The 21,941-nt window shown below is 70.9% G+C and carries 16 protein-coding genes; 10 read left to right on the top strand and 6 right to left on the bottom strand.

What is annotated here, in order from left to right:
• Positions 1-127: 127 nt before the first annotated feature.
• Both WME97_RS34045 and WME97_RS34040 read right to left on the bottom strand, forming a co-directional pair.
• Positions 128-820 (bottom strand): VTT domain-containing protein, encoded by a 693-nt coding sequence (locus WME97_RS34045; protein ID WP_012239029.1) that lies wholly within the window; start codon positions 818-820, stop codon positions 128-130.
• Positions 821-1,039: 219 nt separating this feature from the next.
• Complete coding sequence (locus WME97_RS34040; RefSeq protein WP_437543761.1) at positions 1,040-2,566, bottom strand: deoxyribodipyrimidine photolyase; 1,527 nt, start codon at positions 2,564-2,566, stop codon at positions 1,040-1,042.
• A gap of 270 nt (positions 2,567-2,836) precedes the next feature.
• Between WME97_RS34040 and WME97_RS34035 the strand changes: the two genes are divergently transcribed.
• The 3 genes from WME97_RS34035 (at position 2,837) to WME97_RS34025 (ending at position 7,096) form a co-directional block, all read left to right on the top strand.
• Positions 2,837-4,036, top strand: coding sequence for a hypothetical protein (locus tag WME97_RS34035; RefSeq protein WP_437543759.1), 1,200 nt, complete (start codon positions 2,837-2,839; stop codon positions 4,034-4,036).
• The gene (locus WME97_RS34030) at positions 4,033-4,791 is read left to right on the top strand and encodes a ferritin-like domain-containing protein (protein WP_437543757.1); all 759 of its coding nucleotides are present in this window, start codon (positions 4,033-4,035) and stop codon (positions 4,789-4,791) included. Before WME97_RS34035 ends, WME97_RS34030 begins: the two co-directional genes overlap by 4 nt.
• 166 nt (positions 4,792-4,957) lie before the next feature.
• Positions 4,958-7,096: a S9 family peptidase gene (locus tag WME97_RS34025; RefSeq protein ID WP_437543756.1), complete on the top strand. Its 2,139-nt coding sequence runs from the start codon at positions 4,958-4,960 to the stop codon at positions 7,094-7,096.
• A 129-nt stretch (positions 7,097-7,225) separates the two neighbouring features.
• Here the strand turns inward: WME97_RS34025 and WME97_RS34020 are convergent, their stop codons facing one another.
• Positions 7,226-7,693 carry a response regulator gene (locus WME97_RS34020; RefSeq protein ID WP_231864366.1) on the bottom strand — a complete coding sequence of 156 codons (468 nt, stop codon included), beginning with the start codon at positions 7,691-7,693 and terminating at the stop codon, positions 7,226-7,228.
• Between the two features lie 170 nt (positions 7,694-7,863).
• On the bottom strand, positions 7,864-8,658 hold the full coding sequence (locus WME97_RS34015) for a TerC family protein (protein ID WP_437543754.1): 795 nt from the start codon (positions 8,656-8,658) through the stop codon (positions 7,864-7,866).
• Positions 8,659-9,083: 425 nt separating this feature from the next.
• Here WME97_RS34015 and WME97_RS34010 point away from each other — a divergent pair, with 425 nt between their 5' ends.
• Positions 9,084-11,225, top strand: coding sequence for a hypothetical protein (locus tag WME97_RS34010; protein WP_437543752.1), 2,142 nt, complete (start codon positions 9,084-9,086; stop codon positions 11,223-11,225).
• A 76-nt stretch (positions 11,226-11,301) separates the two neighbouring features.
• Positions 11,302-11,682, top strand: coding sequence for an STAS/SEC14 domain-containing protein (locus WME97_RS34005; protein WP_437543750.1), 381 nt, complete (start codon positions 11,302-11,304; stop codon positions 11,680-11,682).
• A gap of 55 nt (positions 11,683-11,737) precedes the next feature.
• On the opposite strand, the gene WME97_RS34000 is transcribed toward WME97_RS34005, so the two are convergent.
• Together WME97_RS34000 and WME97_RS33995 are read right to left on the bottom strand one after the other, a co-directional pair.
• Positions 11,738-14,041 carry an Rv1355c family protein gene (locus WME97_RS34000; protein WP_437543747.1) on the bottom strand — a complete coding sequence of 768 codons (2,304 nt, stop codon included), beginning with the start codon at positions 14,039-14,041 and terminating at the stop codon, positions 11,738-11,740.
• Positions 14,042-14,125: 84 nt separating this feature from the next.
• Positions 14,126-14,554 carry a hypothetical protein gene (locus tag WME97_RS33995; protein WP_437543745.1) on the bottom strand — a complete coding sequence of 143 codons (429 nt, stop codon included), beginning with the start codon at positions 14,552-14,554 and terminating at the stop codon, positions 14,126-14,128.
• 655 nt (positions 14,555-15,209) lie between these two features.
• On the opposite strand from WME97_RS33995, the gene WME97_RS33990 reads away from it, so the two are divergent.
• The 5 genes from WME97_RS33990 (at position 15,210) to preA (ending at position 21,852) form a co-directional block, all read left to right on the top strand.
• Positions 15,210-16,658, top strand: coding sequence for a CoA-acylating methylmalonate-semialdehyde dehydrogenase (locus WME97_RS33990; RefSeq protein WP_437543743.1), 1,449 nt, complete (start codon positions 15,210-15,212; stop codon positions 16,656-16,658).
• Positions 16,658-17,530, top strand: a complete 873-nt coding sequence (locus WME97_RS33985) for a nitrilase-related carbon-nitrogen hydrolase (protein ID WP_012239016.1) — start codon at positions 16,658-16,660, stop codon at positions 17,528-17,530. Before WME97_RS33990 ends, WME97_RS33985 begins: the two co-directional genes overlap by 1 nt.
• 76 nt (positions 17,531-17,606) lie before the next feature.
• On the top strand, positions 17,607-19,010 hold the full coding sequence (gene hydA, locus WME97_RS33980; protein ID WP_437543740.1) for a dihydropyrimidinase: 1,404 nt from the start codon (positions 17,607-17,609) through the stop codon (positions 19,008-19,010).
• A 40-nt stretch (positions 19,011-19,050) separates the two neighbouring features.
• Positions 19,051-20,460, top strand: a complete 1,410-nt coding sequence (locus tag WME97_RS33975) for an FAD-dependent oxidoreductase (RefSeq protein WP_437543738.1) — start codon at positions 19,051-19,053, stop codon at positions 20,458-20,460.
• A 3-nt stretch (positions 20,461-20,463) separates the two neighbouring features.
• Positions 20,464-21,852 (top strand): NAD-dependent dihydropyrimidine dehydrogenase subunit PreA, encoded by a 1,389-nt coding sequence (preA, locus tag WME97_RS33970; protein WP_437543736.1) that lies wholly within the window; start codon positions 20,464-20,466, stop codon positions 21,850-21,852.
• Positions 21,853-21,941: the final 89 nt, after the last annotated feature.

Raw genomic sequence — 21,941 nt, 5'->3', positions numbered from 1 at the left:
TAGCGGGGAGGTGGTGCGGAGTACAAGAGGCGGGCGGCCTCGGCGGCCGCTCGCGAGCGCCCGACCCGGGAGGCCTGCGCGATGACGTACGCGACGCGATCCGCTCGCGACGTCCGCCGGAGAGCGCCTACGGCTCGGCCTCGATCCGCGCGGCGTCCTTCTTCTGCTGGAGCCTGTGCTTGATCGCCCCGAAGACGACCGGCGCCACGGAGACGAAGATGATCAGGTAGACGACCCGCTCGATCTGCTTGGCGTCGAAGACCTTGCCAAGGAAGTAGCCGAGGAAGGTCATCGAGAAGACCCAGAGCACGCCGCCCACCACGTTGAACATGGCGAAGCGCCGGTACTGCATCTGCCCCACGCCCGCCACGACCGGCGCGAACGTCCGGGCGAACGGCATGAAGCGCGCGAGGATGATCGTCTTGCCGCCGTGCTTCTCGTAGAACTTCTGCGTCGCGATCAGGTGATCCTTGCGGAACAGGAGCGACTGCTCGCGCGTGAAGATCTTCGGGCCGGCGCGCCGCCCGATCGAGAAGCCCACCGCGTCGCCGATGATCGCCATCGCCATCAACGTGACGTTCATCAGGAGCAGGTTCTGGAAGTTCGGTAATCCGAGCGGGTTGATGAGCCCCGCGTTGACCAGCACCCCGGCGGTGACGAGCAGCGAGTCCCCGGGCAGGAAGAACCCGATGAGCAGCCCCGTCTCGGCAAAGATGATGATCATCAGGACGGGGTAGCCGCCCCACTGGAGCAGCGACTCGAGCTCCCTCAGCCTGCTGAAAAATTCACGGAGGAGATCCACGGCCGCTCGATAGCTCACCTCGGCGGCCGCGTCGAACCCCGCGTGCGCCCCGGCCGCCAGCGCGCCGCCGGCGTCCAGCGCCGCCGTTCACACGGGCGCCGCCGGCGGTGAGTCGCCCTGCATCGCCGGCTGCCCCGCCGGTCTACCCCCGCGGGCGAGCCCCCGGGCCGCGCCTCCCGGAACCCCGCGGGCGAGCTCCCCCGGGCGCGCCGCCCGCGCCGCCGGTGGCCGCGCGCGCTACGGCGTATAGCGCGCCAGATACTCCTTGAGGTGCAGCTTCCGGGCCGTGTTGTCGGACGACATGTAACGTATCGTGCCGAAGATCTCCCGCTCTGGACCCCAGGCCCGATCGTAGCGGCCGAGCACCCAGAAGATGCCCGACGTCGAGTTCGGGTCGCGGCCGTCGAGCGCATACCGGTCGTTGAGCTCGATCATGATCTCGAGCGCCTCGCGCGGCGTCCGCGACCACTCCAGGATCTTCTTGCCCCAGAGCATCCGGAGGTAATTGTGCATTCGCCCCTCGCGGAGGAGCTCGACCTGCGACGCGTTCCAGATCCGGTCGTAGGTCGCCCCCGCCGCGAGCGCCTCGATCGGGTAGACGCGCGGGCGCCTGTCGCGCGCGTGCTTCTCGAGCGTGGCGAGCGCCCAGTCCGGCAGCGACTCGTACTCGGTCGGATCGCGCTTCCACGAGGGGCGCGGCCCGTCTCCCTCGCTCGCCCCGAGCGCGAAGGCGTTGAACCCGAGCTCCCGCCAGGTGACGAGCTGCTCGAGGAACGCCTCGGCCGAGGCGCTCATCCCCCAGAACCCCTCGCGGCTGCCGCTCGGCCGCTTCACGCCGTCACCGGGGCGGCCGAGCTGCTCGACGCGGAAGGCCTCGCGCCGCGCGACGGCGGTGAAGACCTCGTGCGCCGCGAGGTGGCCGAAGTGCAGGTACGGCGACAGGCCGCTCGTCGCGCCGGCGTCGGGGTGATCGCGCTCTTCCAGGTAGCGCGGCAGCCGGTCCGCGACGAAGCGCGCGAGCGCCTTGCCAGCCGCCTCCGGGCCGCCCCGGCAGGGCGCCGGCGGGACGGTGTGATCGATCGGGAGCGCGGAGAGCGCCGCAGGGTCGCCCCCGAGGAGCGCGGGCGAGGCCGCCGGCCACCTGCGCGCGATCGCGCGGGGGAGGGGAGCCGCAGGCCGGAGCTTCGCCCGCTTCAGCGGATCGGCCGCCGGCTGCGCGCCGAGGTGCTCGCCGATCACCCGCTGCCAGAAGATGCGGAACGAGCGCGCGGTCGTGAACACCCGATCGGCCGCGCGCATCGGCAAGAGGCCGTTCGAGTCCACCTGCTCGAGGCGGACCGGCGCCTGCCGCGCCGCCGAGGCGACCATGCGCGGGAGGAAAAAGCAGGGGTAGTCGTCCGTGACCACCACGCACGCCCGCGCCGCGAGCGCGCCGAGCAGGCCCTTGCCGGCCCCCTCGGCGGGCTCGACGTAGGGGTGATGCCCGACGCCGGCCGCCGCGAGCCGGCGCGCGTTGTCGGCCATGCCGTCGATCACGAAGCGATGGATCCTGTCGCTCGCCCAGCGGTAGCCGCACCGGAGCGCCTCCAGCACGACGAGCGGTCGATCGAGCGCCATGGACCAGGCGATCGCGCGCTCCAGACCGAAATTGTACCGTGTCCGGCGACTCGCGATCATCCAGTAAAGGACGTAGTCGCCGCCCTCGCGGACAGGCATCGCGTTGCGGGTGCGGAGCCGGAGCTCGGGGACGCTGCTGGAGATCACGACACCTCCTCCACGACCGGCCCGCCAGCGCGCCGCCGCGGCCCCGGTGCTCTGCTCTCTCCTCAGGACGAGCGGTGCTCTAGCACAGCTCGGACACGGGCGCGCACATGCGTCTGGCGGATTCATGTGGGAAAGGCCGGCGCGCGGACCCGGCCTCTCGGGATATGCCCACGCTTGCGCCGTGGTGACGGCGGCTTCAGGTACCGCCGCAGCGGTCGTTCATCGGCGCACCAGCACGGCGCACGAGCGCGACGCGCGAGGAGGGGCAACATGGCTCTTGATCTCCTGAGAGAGCGGGGGACACCGCTCGACCGCCAGTCGTTCAACTGGCGTGATCTCGTCCAGGTGCCGTTCAGCAAGCTCGACGACGACGCGTTCACCCGGGTGCGCGTCATCCTGATGAACGGCATCGAGCTCGAGAGCGTGCGGTTCCTGCACAGCTTCGCGCGCATGAACCGGGATCTGCGGCGCGTGCTCGCCCAGGTGCGCCGCGTCGATCACCACCAGGCCACGGTGGTGAACTGGCTCAACCCGCCGGATCAGTCGCCGCTCGAGACCACCATCGGATACGAGCAGGTCGCGATCGAGATCACCGCGCACGTGGCGCTCGCCGAGCCGGACCCGTACCTCGCGCAGGTCTATCGCTTCGGCATGCTCGAGGACTACGATCACCTGTATCGGTACTCGGCGCTCCTGGACCGCCTGGAAGGCAAGGACGCGAACAACATCCTGCAATCGTACACCGACGTGACGGCGGGGCGCCCGACCGCGGTGGAGCACCGCGCGCCCGAGGACGACGTGCGCGCGCCGTACGACCGGCGGACCGCGCACGGGATCACGAAGCTGAACGCGCTCACCATCATGGCGGCCGAGCAGCAGACGCACAACTACTACGTCAACGTCGGGCCGTTCTTCACGGATCCGGTGGCGCGGCTGCTCTACGCCGAGATCGCCTCGATCGAGGAGCAGCACGTCACGCAGTACGAGGCGATCATCGACCCCGAGGAGACCTGGCTCGAGAAGTGGGTCCTCCACGAGGCCAACGAGGTCTACAACTACTGGAGCTGCCTCCAGCAGGAGCAGAACACCCGCGTGAAGCGGATCTGGGAGCGGTTCCTCGACTACGAGCTCGGGCAGCTCCACGTGGCCATCGACCACCTCAACCGGATCGAGCGGCGCGACGCGGCCGAGATCCTCCCCGCGTCGCTCCCGGACCCGGTCTCCCACACGAGCCACCGCCAGTTCGTGCGCGACGTGCTGTCCACGGAGGTGCAGCTCCGCGCCGTCGGCGAGGACATCGTCGATCCGAGGGTCATCCCGGAGAGCGCCGCGACGATCGCCTACCGACAGCAGATGAACTCCGCCGGCTCCCCCTCCGAGATCGTGGCCGCGGGCTACCGGTACACGCCGGGCACCGAGCTCTCGCGGCGCGCCGAGAAGATCGACGGACAGAAGGAGGCGACGCCATGAAACAGATCAAGATGGGGACCAACACCACGGGCATCGCGACCTCTCCCATCGACAGCAAGGAGCTCATCGAGTTTGCTCAGGTGATCCCGCCGAGCTCCCCCGGGAGCGAGGCCGAGGCCGCGGCGGTCAGGAGCGAGTACGCGAGGGAGTCGGGCACGGTCGGGAGCGTGCCGCCGCCGGCGAGCCTCAAGGGGGTCGTCAAGGCGGCCGGGGAGCTCATCCAGGGCAGGCCCCCCGCGCTGCTCATCGACAAGCTCGGCGAGCGCCTCCAGTTCGAGCGCTCGGGCACGCGCCTCTACGAGGCGCTGATCGCCAAGCACGACGCGGAGGGGACCTTCGAGGGAGGCCCGACGCGCGCCGACCTCGAGGCGATCCGCGACGACGAGCTCCGGCACTTCGCGCTGCTGAAGCGCGCGATCGAGCGGCTCGGGGCCGATCCGACCGCGATGACGCCCGGCGCCGACGTCATCGGCCTGGCCTCGTCCGGCGTCCTCGCGGTCGCCGTCGAGCCGAGGATCAACCTCGGGCAGAGCCTGCAGGCATTGCTCGTCGCCGAGCTCACGGACAACGACAGCTGGCGGATGCTCATCGACCTGGCGATCGCCTACGGCCAGGACGAGATGGCCGCCGAGTTCCGCGTGGCCGAGCAGCACGAGGCGATCCATCTCGAGCGCGTGCGAGCGTGGCTGTCGAGCAAGCTCGCGCTCGACGCGCGCGGCGAGCCCACCAGCACGACACCGCAGCAAGCCGCCTGACGCGGAGCCGGCACACCCCCCGGATCGGGCGATCCGGGCTGGGCGGATCGCAGGCGCCTTCGGTGCGGCGCCGTAGACCGGCCTCCGGGATCTCGGTTATGACGCTCGGCGCGCGGGCCCGGCGCATGCGGGGTGCCGCCAGCGGCTCCGCGCCCCGGGTGAACCCATGGACTTGCCCCAGAAGCTCCGATCGCTGTTCCTGCTGCCCTTGATCGCGCCGCTCGCCTGCGGCGGCGCTCCGGCGTCCGCGCCGCCGCCCCCCCGACAGGCCGCCGCGCCGGCCCCGGCAGCGCCGGCAGCCCCGGCGGCCGCGGCCCCGGCGGCCGCAGCCCCGGCCGCGCCGACGACGGCCGGGCCGCGCGCCGACGCGACGCTCATGCCGCGGCGCATGCTCTTCGGCAACCCGGATCGCATGTCCCCCCAGATCAGCCCGGACGGCAAGCGGCTCGGGTTCCTCGCCCCCTCCGAGGGCGTGCTCAACGTGTGGGTCGGCCCGGCCCAGGCGCCGGCGTCGGCCAAGCCGGTCACGAAGGAGCAGAGCCGCGGGGTGCGCACCTTCCTGTTCCCCTACGCGAACGACTATGTCCTCTATCGCCAGGACAAGGCCGGCGACGAGAACTGGCACATCTACGCCGTCGAGCTCAAGACCGGGCAGATCAAGGACCTCACCCCCTTCGAGGGCATCGCCGCGATGTTCGAGGGGATGAGCCCCAAGATCCCGAACGAGATCCTGATCGGCATGAACGATCGGGACAAGAAGGTCCACGATCTCTACCGTGTCGACGTGCGCACGGGCGAGCGCAAGCTCGTGCGGCAGAACGATGGATTCGTCGGGTTCGTCACCGACCATGACTTCAAGGCGCGGCTCGCGTCGCGGATGACGCGCGACGGAGGCCAGGAGTTCCTCGATCTCACCGGCAAGGAGCCGAAGCCCTTCGTCGCGTTCGGGCCCGAGGACGCCGTGACGAGCGAGGCGATCGGCTTCGACGCGGCCGGCAAGACGCTCTATTTCCGGGACAGCCGCGGCCGCGACACCTCCGCGCTCGTCACCCTCGATCTGCGGAAGGCGAAGCCCGCCGTGCTCGCCGAGGACGCGAAGGCCGATGTCAGCGACGTGATCGTCCACCCGAAGACGGGCAAGGTCCAGGCGGCGGCCTCCGAGCGCGAGCGCAAGCGCTGGCAGGTGCTCGACAAGAGCATCCAGCCGGATCTCGACGCCCTCCGCGCGGTCGCCGACGGCGAGCTCGACGTGCTGAGCCGGTCGCTCGACGACAAGCGGTGGACCGTCGGATACACCGTGTCGGACGGCCCCGTCCGATACTACCTCTACGACCGTGACGCGAAGAAGGCGACGTTCCTCTTCACGAACCGCGCCGCGCTCGAGTCGCAGCCGCTCGTGAAGATGCGGCCCGTGGTCATCAAGGCGCGCGACGGCCTCGAGCTCGTGAGCTACCTGTCGCTGCCGCGCGCCGCCGACCCCGACGGCGACGGCAAGCCGGACAGGCCGCTCTCGATGGTGCTCCTCGTCCACGGCGGCCCCTGGGCGCGCAGCTCCTTCCGCCTCGATCCGATGCACCAGTGGCTCGCGAACCGCGGCTACGCCGTGCTGAGCGTCAACTTCCGGGGCTCGACGGGCTTCGGGAAGAGGTTCGTCAACGCGGGCGACCTCGAGTGGGCGGGCAAGATGCACAACGACCTGCTCGACGCCGTGGAGTGGTCCGTGGCGCAGGGTATCGCCGACAGGGCGCGCGTGGCGATCATGGGCGGCAGCTACGGCGGCTACGCGACGCTCGTCGGGCTGACCTTCACGCCGGAGACCTTCGCCTGCGGCGTCGACATCGTCGGCCCGTCGAACCTCGTGACCCTGCTCCAGTCCATCCCGCCCTACTGGGCGCCGATGCTCGAGCTCTTCGCGAAGCGGGTCGGCGACCCCCGCACCGAGGACGGCCGCGATCTCCTGCGCACGCGCTCGCCGCTCTACCGCGCGGACCAGATCAAGCGGCCCCTCCTCATCGGCCAGGGCGCCAACGACCCGCGCGTGAAGCAGGCCGAGAGCGATCAGATCGTCAAGGCGATGACGAGCAAGGGGATCCCGGTCACGTACGTGCTGTACCCCGACGAGGGCCACGGCTTCGCCCGCCCCGAGAACTCCATGTCGTTCAACGCGATCGCGGAGACGTTCCTCGCGCAGTGCCTCGGCGGCTCCTACGAGCCGGTCGGCGGCGACTTCAAGAAGTCGAGCGTCACCGTCCCCGTGGGCGCCGAGGCCGTCCACGGGCTCTCCGCGGCGCTCCCCCGGCCCTGAGCGCGCCGCTCCGCCACGGCGGGCAGGCGCGCCCGCGCGGCGGCGCCCGCGCGGCGGCGCGCCGTGGCGGGGCGCCGCGCGCCGGCCCGCCGAGGTCCGGGCGCCCCGAGCTGCGGGCGTCCGGCGCCGCTACGTCCGCTGGGTCGACGCGGTCCGCGTGCGCCGCCGCGCCTCTGGCTCGCTCACCGGGGGCGCGCTCGTGAGGTCGTCGAGCGTCTCCAGCAGCTGCTCCAGGTCGAACGGCTTGTTGATGATCCGCGTCGCGTCGGGGTGGTTCGGATCGATGCAGAAGCCAGGATCGCTGAGCGCGGTCACGAGCACGACCGGCGCCGCTCTCCCCTCGGCCGCGAGCGTCTCGATGAGGCGCGGCCCGTCCAGGAACGGCATCACGCAGTCGATGACGATGGCGTCGGGCGGCGCCTGGGAGCGCAGCCGCTCCAGGGCTTCGAGGGGGTCGGTGTACCCCTCGACCTCATACCCTTCCGCCAGCAGCACCTCCGCCAGCGTCTCGACGATCGCGTCGTCGTCGTCGACGACCACGATGCGCCGCTGCCTTCCTCGCTCTGAGTCTCCTTGGTCGTCTCGCTCGTCGCTCACGCTCACCTCGGTGGAGAACCCCGGTGTCACTTCTGGGACCGGCCGCTCTCGCCGTCGACCCTCGTAGACCACCTCTGTGCGAATTGTTTACAGGCTCTCCCGGTGCTCGCTCCGAGCGCCCCGGCCTCCGCCGCCTCTCCGGCTCTTCCGCGGAGATCCCGGCGTGGGGCTCAGCTCCGTGGCGGAGCCTGCTCGTGCGCCGGCGCGAGGTCCGGAGAGCTCCCCATCCTCGTGCGCAGCTGGACGGGCCGCTGGCGCACGCGGAGGCGCATGTTGATGAGCTCGACGCCGAGCGAGAAGGCCATCGCGAAGTAGATATACCCCTTGCTGATGTGCTGGCCCATGCCGTCGGCCATGAGCACCACGCCGATGAGGAGCAGGAAGCTCAGCGCGAGGATCTTCATGCTCGGGTGGCGCTGGATGAACGCGCCGATGCTCCCGGCGAAGACGAGCATCACGCCCACCGCGATGAACATGGCCACCATCATGATCGAGATGTGCTGCGCCATGCCGACGGCGGTGATGACCGAGTCGAGCGAAAAGACGATGTCGAGCAGCACGATCTGCGCGATGACGGAGGGGAAGGACGCCTTCGCCTTCGGCTGATCTTCCTTGGGATCGTCGACCTCGAGTTTATCGAACATCTCGTGGGTCGCCTTGCCAATCAAGAACACACCGCCAGCGAGCAGGATCAGATCACGCCCGCTGAAGTCGTGTCCGAGCAGGCTGAACAGGGTAGCCTTGAGTCCCATCACCCATGAGATCGCGAGCAGGAGGAGCAGCCGCATCCCGAGGGCGAGCACGAGGCCGATGCGGCGGGCGATGGGCTGCTGCTCCAGCGGCAGCTTCGCCGTCATGATGGAGAGGAAGACGATGTTGTCGATTCCAAGCACGATCTCCAGCGCGCTGAGGGTCGCCAGCGTGATCCAGCCGTCGGCGTGCAGGAAGGGGCTCATGTCAGGCATCTGGGTGGCGCTTTGTAGCATGGACAGCCGTGACCGCCCGCCACGTCCGGACCGTCGCCCCGCTCTCCGGTGGATCCTGGGCGATCTTGCTCCCGTGTTCAGGGCGCGGGGCGACGGCGATTACGACGGATGCGTGAACGCAGAGTACGTCAACGGCGTTGATGGCGTCGATGGCGTCGACGGAGGCGACACACGTCGGCGCGCGCGGCACGGGCGGCGCTTGACGCGGGATGTTGACATCCGGTACAGAGGATCTGGAAGTACGCGCAAGTGGATCTGCCTCCTTCCCGGCTTCCAGGTGAGCTCCTGCGGGGTGTTGTCGAGCTCGCCGAACAGCGCCGTGATTCCTCGCCATGCTGGCGGAGCAGCCTCGTTGCCTGTTCCTCACGTGGAACGCGTGGCCTCGCGACAGAGGGGGCGACCGCGTGACCGTGGTTCCGAAGATCGGCTTCGGGCAGGACGCGCGCTGGGCCGCCGGCGGCAGCGCTGACGGGGGGCCTCTGGATCGGGCGCTCCTCGGGGGAGATCCGGCGGTCAGGGTGCCGGAGGCGTGCTGGCTGGACGGCGGCGCTGCCTGGCTGCGCATCGAGGGGCGCGACCTGAGCTACCCGATCGTCCTGCTCGGCTCGATGGGCGCCTGGATCGAGCCCGACTATCGGACCTCGTTCCCTTTCGGCAGCGTCGTCCGGGTGCGCCTGTACGCCGGCGACGTCGAGATCGGTCCGCTCTCCGCCGTGCTGGTGCTCCAGTCGATGGGCCTGCGGGGGCCGCTCATCGGGCTGTCGTTCGAGGACGGAACCCCCTCCCGCGCGGCGGGGCAGATCCGCGACGTGCTGCGCGCCCTCGTCGACGCGGGCACGGCCAAGGCGGCCGCGGCGAGCCTGTTCAGGCCCTCGGCCACGGACGCGGGGCACGTGCGCGAGATCATCGACGACCCCAGGAGGGTGCGCAACATCCTCGGCTTCCTGCTGCGGAGGAAGGGCGTCGTCCGCCGCGCCGCCGAGAGCGCGCCGCCCCTCTGCGTGATGCTCAGCGAGGTGGGGGCCGGGACGGTCACGTGGTTCGGCATCAAGGGCTGGAGCGAGGACGCCGCGGTCGAGATCGCCGGGCAGAACTCCGTCTTTCGCTTCAACGTCCGCGCGGACGAGGTGCGCCCGGGCGAGCTCGTCTCCGCGCTGCCGGCGCGCGTGGAGCGCCTCCGCAAGAGCCTGATGCAGCGGGGCGTCGAGGCCGATCTCACCGCGCGCTTCCTGCACCCGGAGTGGCTTCACATCCCGCCGATCGAGGCCGAGGTGGTCGACGTGTCCTTCTCGGGCCTGCGGATGGCGCTGACGAGGGGACACCCGCCGCTGCTCCCCAGGCACAAGCTCTCGCTGGAGCTCCCCGACGGCGACGACGGCGTCGTCCACCTGCGGGGCGAGGTGCGGTCGGTGTCGGTCGTGGACGGCGCGGACACCCAGCTCTGCAGCGTGCACGTGACCGCCGCGCGGCGCGAGGACGAGCGGCGCTGGCTCAGGCTCGTGTCCCGCATCCTGCACGCGACGACCTACGGGGGGACCGCGTGGCAGGCGGAGCTCTGGGATCTCTTCGACTCGTCCGGCTATTTCAACCTCTCCGGGCGGCGGCCGGAGCACTTCGAGGCCATCAAGCCGAGCTTCCTGACCATGGCGCAGAAGGCCGCGGCGGTGCCGCACCTCCTGTACAACGTGGCGTGTCTGTCCGAGCACGGGATCGAGGGCAATTTCTCGATCATGAAGCCATACCACAGCACGTGGATGATTCATCAGCTCGCGAAGCGGCCAAAGTCCGCGTCCAACCTGAGCTCCCGGCAGGTGCTCCGCGACATGTTCACTCGCTGCTTCGAGCACGCGATGGCCGACCCGGAGTGCCGCTGGATCATCGCCTACGCGGAGGCGCACGTCGCGTGGAACGAGCGATCGCTGTTCGAGTTCGCCCGCGCGCGCCACGAGACGGGCCACGTCCTGTCGCTGCCGTTCCGCCTGATGGGGGTGGACGCGCGCGCCGCGCCGCGCGCGCCGCGCGAAGCCGGCGGGCCGATCGAGATCGGCGAGCCGACCCCCGGGGAGCAGGCGGCGCTGCTCGGCCTCCTGTGCGCGACGTCGCCGCGCATGTACGCGGAGGCGCTCGATCTCGTGCCCGGCAGGCTCGGGATGGGGCCCTGCGTCGAGCGCTGGCGCAGCGCGGGCCTGGAGCGGGAGCGCGTGCTCCTCGTGGCGCGCCAGCACGGCGAGCCGCTGGCGGTCGCGGTCCTCGAGCTCGGCGAGCTCGGAACGAACCTCTTCCGCCTCCTCGACTCGATCCGCATCTTCCCGATGCGCCCCGGCGGAGACGCCGCGCTCGGCCCGCTGCTCGACGCGGCGTGCGGCTGGTTCCGCAGCCACGACAGGAAGTCGTTCATCTACTTCGGTGAGCGCGGCAAGCTGACGTTCGACGGTCCTGCCGGCTTGCACGACCTCGGCGAAGGACGGCTGTGGATCGTCGCCAGGGAGCTCGTCCCGGAGTTCGTGGAGCATGTCTACCGGCTCACCGAGCCGAAGCCGCGATAACGGCCTGGATCAGCGGCGGCGCGACGCTATGGTCTCTCGGTCTCAGTCTCGCTCTCGGTTCTCCAGGTGAGGCGGCATGTACCAGCTCAAGATCGACCTCATCAACGCGCTCATCGAGGTCACGTTGCAAGGCGTCGTGCGCACGGAGGAGGCGCAGGCGTACGCCGCGGAGTACAAGAAGGCCCTCGGCTCGCTCTATGGCCGCAGGATCCGCGTCCTCGTGGACTTCCGTGGCTTTTCCATCGCCTCCGAGGAGGCGACGGAGCTCCTCCGCGACATCGCGGCGACCTCGACCGCGATGGGGGTGATCAGGGCCGCCGAGCTCGTGCAAAGCGATCTCGCGGCGCTGCAGGCGAGCCGGATCGCCCGTGAGGCGGGGACCGCGCAGCTCGTGCGGGTCTTCAAGGACGAGGCAGCCGCGCGCGGCTGGCTCTTCGGCGATCGCCCGACGCCGTGAGGGCCGGCGCTGCGCGGGCCGCCGCGGCGCCGCGCAGGCCGCCCGCGGCGCCGGGTCAGCGCACGACGAGCACGTCGTCGATGGGGCGGCGGAGGGAGCGCGCCGAGACGGGGCCCGCGAGCGACAGGCGGAAGAGCAGGACCTCCGCCGTCGCGTCGGTGACGTCGAACAGCCGGAGATAGCGCTCCCGGAGCCCGGCCGCGGCCTCCGCGGTCTCCGCGTCGAGCCCCTCGCCGCGGCCCCGGATCAGCCGCGCGAACAGGTAGGGCAACGTCGTCATCGGGTAGACCGCGATGCCCAGCTGCGTCGCGGTGAGCCACGCGCGCTCGACCGCCCGGCCGCCCTGGAAATAGTCGGTGAGCCGGGCGCGCGGCAGGGTGATCAGCCCGACGGCCGCCGCGCAGCGGATCGCCTTCTGCGCCATCCTCTCGAGCCCCCGGCCGCCGCCCCAGCGCCGCACGAGCTCCAGGGCGCGGTAATCCCGGCAGATCTTGAACCCCGCGAGATCGGTCGGCGAGAGCTCGAGCGTGCCGACGAACAGCCCGTCCCGGCGCGCCTCGGCCTCCGCCTCGGTCCAGCGGACCTCCCTCATCATGTCGGCGTGGGTCTGCCTGGCGAGCATCCGGAGCCGATCGCCGGCGCCGATGAGGGCGCCGATCTCGTCGAGCTCCGCCGGCGCCTCGAGCAGCCCGAGGCGCGCCCCGGGGATGGACTCGACAGCGGCGCGGAGGGCGGCGCGGTGCGCCTCCGCGAGCGGCGCCCGCTGGCCAGGGCGCCGGTTCGTGTGCCGGAGCCCGATGGCGTCCGCGAGGCCATCCATGGCGTGGTCCTCGGCGCCGGGGGTCGGCGCGCCGAAGAACGCGAACGTGGCGGCCAGGTCCTCGTCGCCCTCGCGCGGGAACGGCGAGACGCGCACGCCGAGCCCCTCGCGGTGCGCGGCGAGGACGACGTTCTCGGCGGCCGCGCCGAGCGCGACCACGCCGCCCGCGCCCTGGAAGTCGGCGAGCGACTCGGAGCGCGCCCGGTCGTGGAACAGCCCGAGGCGACGGCCCTCGTGGACCCAGAGCCAGGGCTGGCAGTTGCCGCCCGAGGGCGCCGCGACGCCCGCCGCGACGAGCCGCCGCAGCCGCGCCGGGTCGAGCGCGACGGCGCCGGCCTCGGCGGCCGGGAGCGGGCCCGCCGCCGCGGCGAGGGCAGGGCCCGGCGCGCGCGGCGCGTCCGCGGCGGCGGGCCCCTCGGGGCCGCTGATGAGCTCCTCCAGGTCGACATAATACCGGCCTGACCGCACCGGCTCCCCGAGGGCGATCCGGCGCGCCGTGTCCGCGGCCGCCGCCCCGCCGTGGACGACCGCCGACCCGAGCTGAGGCCATGTGCTCACCGACTGCTGCACCTCGACGAGCGACGCGCGGAGCCGGAGCGAGATCGCGTCTTGCCCGATGATCTGCATGACATAAGGCACCTTGTCCTCGGTCGACAGGCCGCGGACGCGCTCGGGCGTGAGATCGCCGACGAGCCCGTGGAGGATCGGCCGATCGCCCTCCCGATCGAAGCGCTCGACGTCGATGAGCCCCCGGTCGCTCGTCTCCATCACGACCGGTATGCGGTGGGCGCGCGCGGTCGTGCGGAGCAGGAGCTTGATATCGAGGCTGTCGCACTCGTCCACGAGGACATCGAGCTTGCCCCCGTCGAGCAGGAAGCGCTCGATATTGTCCGCCGTGACCCCCTCGGGGAAGCACGTCACGTGGAGGAACGGATCGAGCTCGGCGATCTCGCGCGCCGTGGCGACGACCTTCGGCAGGTCGAGGTTGTGCGCGCCGGTCCGGATCCGGTTCAGGTTCGAGAGATCGAGGTGGTCGAAGTCCGCGAGGCGCAGCTCGCCGGCGCCCCGCTCGAGCGCGATGGTCATCGCCACGGACTGCCCCACCGAGAGGCCGACGACGCCGATGCGCCGGCGGGCGAGCGCCGCCTGCTCCTCGCCGCTGATCTTGTGCTTGTTCCGGTCGGTCCGCAGCTCGACGAACTCGGCCTCATCGAGCAGGTGCACGAGGCGGTGCGACCACGGATAGTGGACCCAGACTCCATAGGCCTCGATGGGGGTGCCGTTCAGGTGCTCTCCCACGAGCCGCGCGACGTCCCGCTCACCGAGGCGCTCCCGGGGGTGGCGGGTCTTCACGAGATCGGCGAGCTGCCGGCCGATCGTGTCGAAGATCTCGATCCGGGCGTCGTCGTGGAGCAGGCGGCCGAGCTCCTCCGCGTCGTCCTCGCGCGCCGGGCGGAAGAAGCGGGGACGCCACGCGCCGTTCGGGGCCTCTCGCGCCGCTCGCGAGGAGATGAGCTGCTGCCAGCGGGTCGTGTTCATCGCGGTGGTCCGGTCCCCCTCCTGCCACCCTCCTACCACCCCCGCGCCCCAGGCGTCGCCACGATCTCCCCGGCGGCCCCCGGGTCAGCGCGGCGCGCGGGACGGCCGGCCCTCGATCTCGAGTCTCATCTTCGTGACCTTGTGTTGCACCTCGGCGGCCTCAGGCCCGGTGATCTCCAGATAGCGCAGCGCGGCCACGACGTCGCTGCCCCGGAACGCCTTGACCCGCGGGTTGAACCAGCTGAGCGCAGTCCCGATCTGCCGGACGAGGAGCGCGTCCGTGCAGATCGCCACGGTGAGCGCGGTCTTGCTGACGTAGTCGTTGATGGATGCCCGCTGCTTCGCGTTGGGTCCCCCCCCGGCGGTCACCACGAGAGTCTTCGTGCAGGTGGGCGGGAGACTGCCCGCCGCCTGCATATACCCTTCCCATTCCTCGTCGGTCGGCGGTTCCCTGCCGTGGACGGCGATGAGCACGTGCTCCGTCGTGTCGAACAGCATGCTGGGTTTCGTCATCGTCTCACCGAGCGCGCACCGATCTTACGTCTGCGCACCGCCGAGCCGCCAGCGCGCACAGCCATCCCCTGGGATAGTCGTGCGCCTGGCCACCGGGCAAGGATCCGCGAGGTCCATGGGGTGCACCTAGGACGGTTCGATCGACGGAGCAACGACCAGGAGCCACTTTCGATGCGGTGCTCCGGTGGACGGGCCGCGCCGCGCTTCGGCGCGACTCCCGCGCGGCGCGAGCGGCGGCGAGGGAGTCGCGCCGGGCCGGCTCGACGTGGGGCATCGCGGCGGATGGAGTCGCTCGAGCGGCAGGGTCCTCTCGTTCGCGTCGCTCGCGTCGCTCGCGTCGCTCGCGTCGTTCGCGTCGTTCGCGCGGCTCACCCAGGGCATACCCGAGTTATTTCCAAAGTATTTCATGACGTGCTGCTGGGCAGTTGCACGGTGGGCCGCCAGCTGCTCTGTGGTCTATACTACGGGATGTGCGCTGGGGATCTTCCGTAGGCGGGTGCGGCGCGCGCCGCGTCGCACCGAGGCTTGACGGATGGCCCCCACCGCATGTAGCGCTCGATCGGTGGGCTGTGATGCCCAGCAGCCAGGGGCGGCGCCCGGCCTGTTGGTCGGCGCTGCCGAGTGACGACCTCGCCGGGGGGAAAGGTTTTTCACGATGCGTGTGCTGGAAAACTTCGTCGGCGGAGCCTGGTCTCGAGCCTCGGGGGCGACGCGCCTCGAGGTGAAGAACCCGGCGACCGGGGAATCTCTTGCGGAGGTGCCCCTCTCGACGGCGGCCGACGTCGACGCGGCCGTGAAGGCCGCGCAGGCGGCGTTCCCCGGCTGGAGCGCGACGCCGCCGGTGCAGCGGGCGCGCTACCTCTTCAAGCTGCGCGAGATCTTCGACGCCCATCGCGACGAGATCGCGGCGATCTGCACCTCCGAGCACGGCAAGACGCTGTCCGAGGCCCGGAACGATTTCGGTCGTGGCATCGAGAACGTCGAGCACGCGGCCGGCATCCCGGCCCTCCTGATGGGGCAGGCCCTCGAGGACGTCGCGTCCCGGATCGACTGCCACACGATCCGCCAGCCGCTCGGCGTCTTCGCCGCGATCACGCCGTTCAACTTCCCCCCGATGGTGCCGCTCTGGTTCTTGCCGTACGCCATCGCGACGGGGAACACGTTCGTGCTCAAGCCGTCGGAGCAGGTCCCGCTCTCGCAGCAGCGCATCTTCGAGCTGATCGAGCAGGCCGGGCTGCCGCCCGGGGTGGTGAACCTGGTCCACGGCGGCCGCGACGTCGTGAACGCCTTCTGCGCGCACAGGGACATCGCGGGCGTGTCGTTCGTCGGCTCGTCGGCGGTCGCGCGCCACGTGTACAAGAGCGCCGCTGAGGCGGGCAAGCGGGTCCAGGCGCTCGGCGGGGCGAAGAACTTCCTCGTCGTGATGCCGGACGCCGAGCGGCAGATGACGGTCGCCAACGTGGCCGAGTCCATCTACGGCTGCTCCGGCCAGCGATGCCTGGCCGGCAGCGTCGTCGTGTGCGTCGGCGACACCTACGAGGCCGTGCGCGACGGGCTCGTGCGCCACGCGAAGGGGATCGTGCTCGGCGACGGATCGAAGCCGGGCGTGACCATGGGCCCGGTGATCTCGGCGGCGCACAGGGACCGGGTGCTCTCGTACATCAACCAGGGCGTGGCGGAGGGGGCGACGCTCCTCCTCGACGGCCGGGACGCCAGGGTCGAGGGGTATCCGGACGGCAACTGGGTGGGGCCCACGGTCTTCGACGACGTGCGGCCAGGGATGGTGATCGCGACCGAGGAGATCTTCGGGCCGGTCGCGTGCCTGATGCGCGCGAACGACCTCGACGAGGCGATCGCCATCGCGAACCGGAGCGAGTACGGCAATGCGGCGTCGATCTACACGTCGAGCGGCCGCGCGGCGCGCGAGTTCCAGCACCGCGTGGGCGCCGGGATGGTCGGCGTGAACATCGGCGTCGCGGCGCCCATGGCCTTCTTCCCCTTCGGCGGCCAGAAGGGCAGCTTCTTCGGCGATCTCAAGGCGCACGGCCCGACGGCCATCGACTTCTACACGGAGCGCAAGATCGTCATCACGAGGTGGTTCTGATGGCACGGAACGTACTTGGCGGGCTCATCCAGTGCTCCACCCCGATCGGCGACGACGGCGCCTCCGTCATGGCCATCCGGGACGCGATGTTCGAGAAGCACCTGTCGTTCATCGACGAGGCGGGGAAGAGGGGTGTGCAGATCCTCTGTTTGCAGGAGGTCTTCAACACACCTTACTTCTGTCCTTCGCAGGACGCGAAATGGTGCGATGTCGCCGAGCCCGTCCCCGGCCCGACGGTCGAGCGGCTCGCGGCGTACGCCAAGAAGTACAAGATGGTGATGATCATCCCGATCTACGAGCGGGAGATGGCGGGCGTCTACTACAACACGGCCGCCGTGGTCGACGCCGACGGCACGTACCTCGGCAAGTACCGGAAGACGCACATCCCGCACACGAACGGGTTCTGGGAGAAGTTCTTCTTCAAGCCGGGGAACCTCGGCTATCCCACGTTCCAGACGCGGTATGCGCGGATCGGCGTCTACATCTGCTATGATCGCCACTTCCCGGAGGGGGCGCGGCTGCTCGGCCTGAACGGCGCCGAGATCGTGTGGAACCCCTCGGCGACTGTCGCCGGGCTCTCCCAGTACCTCTGGAAGCTCGAGCAGCCGGCGCACGCCGTGGCCAACGGCTACTTCATCGCCGCCTCGAACCGCGTCGGCACCGAGGCGCCGTGGAACATCGGCAAGTTCTACGGGACGAGCTACTTCTGCGACCCGCGGGGCAGCTTCCTCGCGACGGGGAGCGAGGACAAGGACGAGCTCGTCGTCGCCGAGATGAACCTCGACCTGATCGAGGAGGTGCGGAGGACGTGGCAGTTCTACCGCGATCGCCGGCCCGAGACGTACGGCGAGCTCACGGAACAGCTGCCCTGAGGGCCCGGGGCGGCGGGAGGGCGGCGCCGCCCCCGGAGGGGACCCGCCGCCCGGCGCTCACCCGCGGAGGAGCAACATGGGCATCCTGATCAAGAACGGCGAGATCATCACAGCGAGCGACCGGTTCGTCGGCGACGTCTACTGCGAGGACGGGAAGATCGCCGCGGTCGGCGCGGGGCTGTCGAAGGAGCGCGCGGGGGACACCGTGATCGACGCCTCGGGGCAGCTCATCTTCCCCGGCGGGGTCGACGCCCACGTGCACATGGAGCTGCCGTTCATGGGGACGGAGAGCTCCGATGATTTCGAGACCGGCACGGCGGCGGGCGTCGCCGGGGGCACGACCTCGATCATCGATTTCGTGATCCCGGCCCGAGGGCAGGCGCTGCTCGACGGGCTCGCGATGTGGAACGAGAAGGCGAAGAAGGCGGTCTCCGATTACGCCTTTCACATGGCCGTCACCTGGTTCGGCGACGATACCCTCGAGGAGATGGCCGTCTGCACGCGCGAGCACGGCATCCCGTCGTTCAAGACCTTCATGGCCTACCGCGGGGCCATCGGCGTCGACGATCCGGAGCTCATCCAGGTGATGGAGGCCGCCAAGGGCCTAGGCGCGCTCGTGACCGTCCACGCCGAGCACGGCGACGCGGTCGTCGCGCTCCAGAAGAAGCTCCTGAAGGAGGGCAAGACCCACCCGCGGTACCACGCGCAGAGCCGCCCCGCGCCGATCGAGGGCGAGGCGACGGGGCGCGCGATCATGCTCGCCCGGATGATCGGCGAGCCGATCTACATCGTCCACCTCACCTGCAAGGAGGCGCTCGCCGCGGTCACCGAGGCGCGGAGCCGGGGCCAGGTGGTCATGGCCGAGACGTGCCCGCAGTACCTCCTGCTCGACGACTCGGTGTACGAGAAGCCCGGCTTCGAGGGGGCGGCCTACGTGATGAGCCCGCCGATCCGGCCGAAGGGCCACCAGGACGCGCTGTGGGCCGCGCTCTCGTCGGGGCTCATCCAGACCGTGGCGACCGACCACTGTCCCTTCAACCAGGTCGGCCAGAAGGACATGGGCAAGGACGATTTCTCGCGGATCCCGAACGGCGCCGCCGGCATCGAGAACCGCCTCGCCCTGCTCTGGACCTACGGGGTGCTCGCGGGGCGGATCGACGTCCACCGCTTCGTCGATCTCTTCTCGACGCAGCCGGCCAAGATCTTCGGGCTGTACCCGCGCAAAGGCTCGATCGTGCCGGGCGGCGACGCGGATCTCGTGGTCTTCGACCCGAAGGGGACGAGCACGATCTCCGCGAAGACCCATCATCACCGGTGCGACCGGAGCATCTTCGAGGGCTTCGAGGTGAAGGGGAAGCCGACGCACGTCATCGTCAACGGCCGGGTCCAGTGCGTGGACGGCAAGCTCGACGTGGAGCGGGGCGCCGGGCGCTACCTCCCGCGCCGGCTCGGCCCGACCCAGGGAGCCCAGGCCTTCTAGTCACCCCTCACTACCCGAGAGGAGCCGCGCGAGCGCCAGCATGACCCGAGCCCCGATACGCCTCTCAGCCCTCCCGTCCGGCCGGATCGAAGAGCGATTCGAGGACAAGAGCCCGCGTTACACCGACGCCGAGGCGATCGCCGAGGCGAACCGGTGCCTCTATTGCGTCGACGCGCCCTGCGTCAAGGCGTGCCCGACGGCGATCGATATCCCGACGTTCATCCGGAAGATCGCGGCCGGCCAGGTGAAGGGCGCGGCCCGCACCATCCTGACGGCCAACCTGCTCGGCCAGTCGTGCGGGCAGGCCTGCCCCGTCGAGGTGCTCTGCGCGGGCGACTGCGTCTACAACGGGTGGGGTCGCGAGCCGATCGCGATCGGCCGCCTCCAGCGCTACGCTGTCGAGTCGGCCCTCGCGCGCGATCCGCGGATCTTCCGGGCGAAGCCGCCCACCGGCAAGAGCGTCGCGCTCGTGGGCGCGGGGCCCGCGTCGATCGCCGCGGCGGGCTACCTCGCCCTCGAGGGGCACCGCGCCGTGATCTTCGAGCGGAAGGCGATCCCCGGCGGCCTGAACACGCTCGGGATCGCGCCCTACAAGATGAAGGGGCACGAGGCGCTCCACGAGCTCGAGTGGGTCCTGTCGCTCGGGGACGTCGAGCTCCGCGCCGGCGTCTCGGTCGTGGCGCAGGCGGCCGGGCCGGGGGAGGTCTCCGCGCGCGACCTGGTCGCGGAGTACGACGCGGTCTTCCTGGGGCTCGGCCTGGGCGCCGACGCGCGCCTCGGCCTCCGCGGGGAGGACGGCGACGGCGTGGTGGGCGCGACAGCGTTCATCGAGCGGCTCAAGGCCGACCCGGGCCTCGACCTCGCGGGCGTACGGCGCGCGGTCGTCATCGGCGGCGGCAACACGGCGCTCGACGTCGCCCACGAGCTTTCGCTGCTCGGGGTCGACGTGGCCGTCGTGTACCGCCGCTCCGAGGCCGAGATGTCGGGCTACGCGCACGAGCTCGAGGGCGCGCGGGTCGCCGGCGCGCGCCTCGTCGAGAACCGGGTGCCGGTCGAGGTGGTGCGCGAGGGCGGCAAGGTCGTCGCGCTGCGGATCGCGCCCGCTGACGCGCCCGCCGACGCCGGGGCGCGGGGCCCCGCGCCGGGGCCGGCCGAAGAGGAGGTCCTGCCCGCCGACCTCGTCGCGGTCGCGATCGGGCAGAGCCGGGCGACGCAGGTGGCGCTCGCGTTCGAGGGGGTGGTGCTCGACCCGAGGGGGCGCGTGGTGGTCGACCCGGCGACGCACCGCACGGGCAACCCGAAGGTCTACAGCGGCGGCGACTGCGTGAACGGCGGCAAGGAGGTCGTCAACGCGGTCGCCGAGGCGAAGATCGCCGCGCGCGCGATGCACGAAGCGATGACGACGCGGGCGGGCGGCGCGGCGCCCGGGCCCTCACCGCAAGGGAGCTGAGCGATGGCCGACCTCTCTATCGACTTCGCCGGGATCAAGAGCCCGAACCCGTTCTGGCTCGCCTCGGCGCCGCCGACCAACACCGGAGATCAGGTCCGGCGCGCCTTCGACGCCGGCTGGGGCGGCGCCGTCTGGAAGACGCTCGGGAACCCGATCGTCAACGTGTCGAGTCGGTTCGGCGGCATCGACTACGGCAACACGCGGCTCATGGGGCTCAACAACGTCGAGCTCATCACCGATCGCCCGCTCGACGTGAACCTCAAGGAGATGCGCGAGATCAAGCGGCGTTACCCGGGCCACGCGCTCATCGCCTCGCTGATGGTCGAGACGAAGGACGAGTGGCGCGAGATCATCCGCAAGGCCGAGGACACGGGCGCCGACGGGCTGGAGCTCAACTTCGGCTGTCCGCACGGGATGTGCGAGCGCGGCATGGGCTCGGCCGTCGGCAACGAGCCGGCGGTCCTCCAGGAGATCGCGCGCTGGGCCGTCGAGTTCGCGACGACGCCGGTCATCGTGAAGCTCACGCCCAACGTCGGCGACATCCTGGAGCCGGGCGAGGCCGTGCTCCGCTCCGGGGCGCACGGCGTCTCGCTGATCAACACGGTGAAGTCGCTCATGGGCGTCGATCTGGAGCGGATGGTCCCGCTCCCGCGGGTCGGCGGCGCGTCGACGAACGGCGGGTATTGCGGGCCCGCGGTCAAGCCGATCGCGCTCCACATGCTGAGCCAGCTGGCGCGCCACCCCGGCGTCGGCCGGCTGCCCATCTCCGGCATCGGCGGCATCTCGAACTCCCGCGACGCCGCCGAGTTCATCGCGCTCGGCGCGACGAGCGTCCAGGTCTGCACCGCGGTGATGCATTACGGCTACCGCATCGTCGAGGAGATGATCGAGGGGCTCAGCGACTGGCTCGACGATCACGGGATGCGCTCGGTGAACGAGCTGCGCGGCAGGGCGATCCCGCAGGTCCAGGAGTGGGGCGAGCTCGACCTCTCGTACCGCGTCGTCGCGGACATCAGCGCCGACAAGTGCATCGGGTGCCAGCTCTGTTACGTGGCCTGCATGGACGGGGCGCACCAGTGCATCCACCTGCCGGGGAGGACGGAGGCGGAGGCGCGCGCGGCGGGCCACACCCACCTCCCGAAGGTCCTCCCGGATCGCGCGGTGACGGCGGATCCGAGCGGGGACGCGGCGCCGTCGCGGGTCCCGTTCGTCGACGAGGAGGAGTGCATCGGCTGCAATCTGTGCGCGCTCGTGTGCCCGGTGCCGGGGTGCATCACGATGAGGGAGGCGCCTTCAGGCAAGCCCCCCGAGACGTGGAACGACCGTGTCCAGAAGGGGACGGACTTCGTGCCCGGCGGGCTGGAGTCGACGGCCCGCGCGCGGAGCTCGTGAGCCTGGGTACCTGACCCGCCGGCCGGGAGCCCGCGACGGCTCCCTGGTCACGGCTCCCTGGTCGAGGCGATCCCGTCGATGGAGGACGC

Source organism: Sorangium sp. So ce367, from assembly GCF_051520455.1.
GTDB classification, from domain to species: Bacteria; Myxococcota_A; Polyangia; order Polyangiales; family Polyangiaceae; genus Sorangium; species Sorangium cellulosum_B.
The sequence above is the reverse complement of the archived record's forward strand: the minus strand, read 5'-3'. Positions and strand labels throughout refer to the sequence as shown.

What these genes read in the sequence shown, in the direction of transcription:
- WME97_RS34035 (WP_437543759.1), top strand. Translation starts at nt 2,837, where the DNA reads ATGGCTCTTGATCTCCTGAGAGAGCGGGGGACACCGCTCGACCGCCAG.
- WME97_RS34030 (WP_437543757.1), top strand. Translation starts at nt 4,033, where the DNA reads ATGAAACAGATCAAGATGGGGACCAACACCACGGGCATCGCGACCTCT.
- WME97_RS34005 (WP_437543750.1), top strand. Translation starts at nt 11,302, where the DNA reads ATGTACCAGCTCAAGATCGACCTCATCAACGCGCTCATCGAGGTCACG.
- WME97_RS34000 (WP_437543747.1), bottom strand. Translation starts at nt 14,041, where the DNA reads ATGAACACGACCCGCTGGCAGCAGCTCATCTCCTCGCGAGCGGCGCGA.
- hydA (WP_437543740.1), top strand. Translation starts at nt 17,607, where the DNA reads ATGGGCATCCTGATCAAGAACGGCGAGATCATCACAGCGAGCGACCGG.
- WME97_RS33985 (WP_012239016.1), top strand. Translation starts at nt 16,658, where the DNA reads ATGGCACGGAACGTACTTGGCGGGCTCATCCAGTGCTCCACCCCGATC.
- WME97_RS33975 (WP_437543738.1), top strand. Translation starts at nt 19,051, where the DNA reads ATGACCCGAGCCCCGATACGCCTCTCAGCCCTCCCGTCCGGCCGGATC.
- preA (WP_437543736.1), top strand. Translation starts at nt 20,464, where the DNA reads ATGGCCGACCTCTCTATCGACTTCGCCGGGATCAAGAGCCCGAACCCG.
- WME97_RS33995 (WP_437543745.1), bottom strand. Translation starts at nt 14,554, where the DNA reads ATGACGAAACCCAGCATGCTGTTCGACACGACGGAGCACGTGCTCATC.
- WME97_RS34025 (WP_437543756.1), top strand. Translation starts at nt 4,958, where the DNA reads ATGGACTTGCCCCAGAAGCTCCGATCGCTGTTCCTGCTGCCCTTGATC.
- WME97_RS34015 (WP_437543754.1), bottom strand. Translation starts at nt 8,658, where the DNA reads ATGCCTGACATGAGCCCCTTCCTGCACGCCGACGGCTGGATCACGCTG.
- WME97_RS33990 (WP_437543743.1), top strand. Translation starts at nt 15,210, where the DNA reads ATGCGTGTGCTGGAAAACTTCGTCGGCGGAGCCTGGTCTCGAGCCTCG.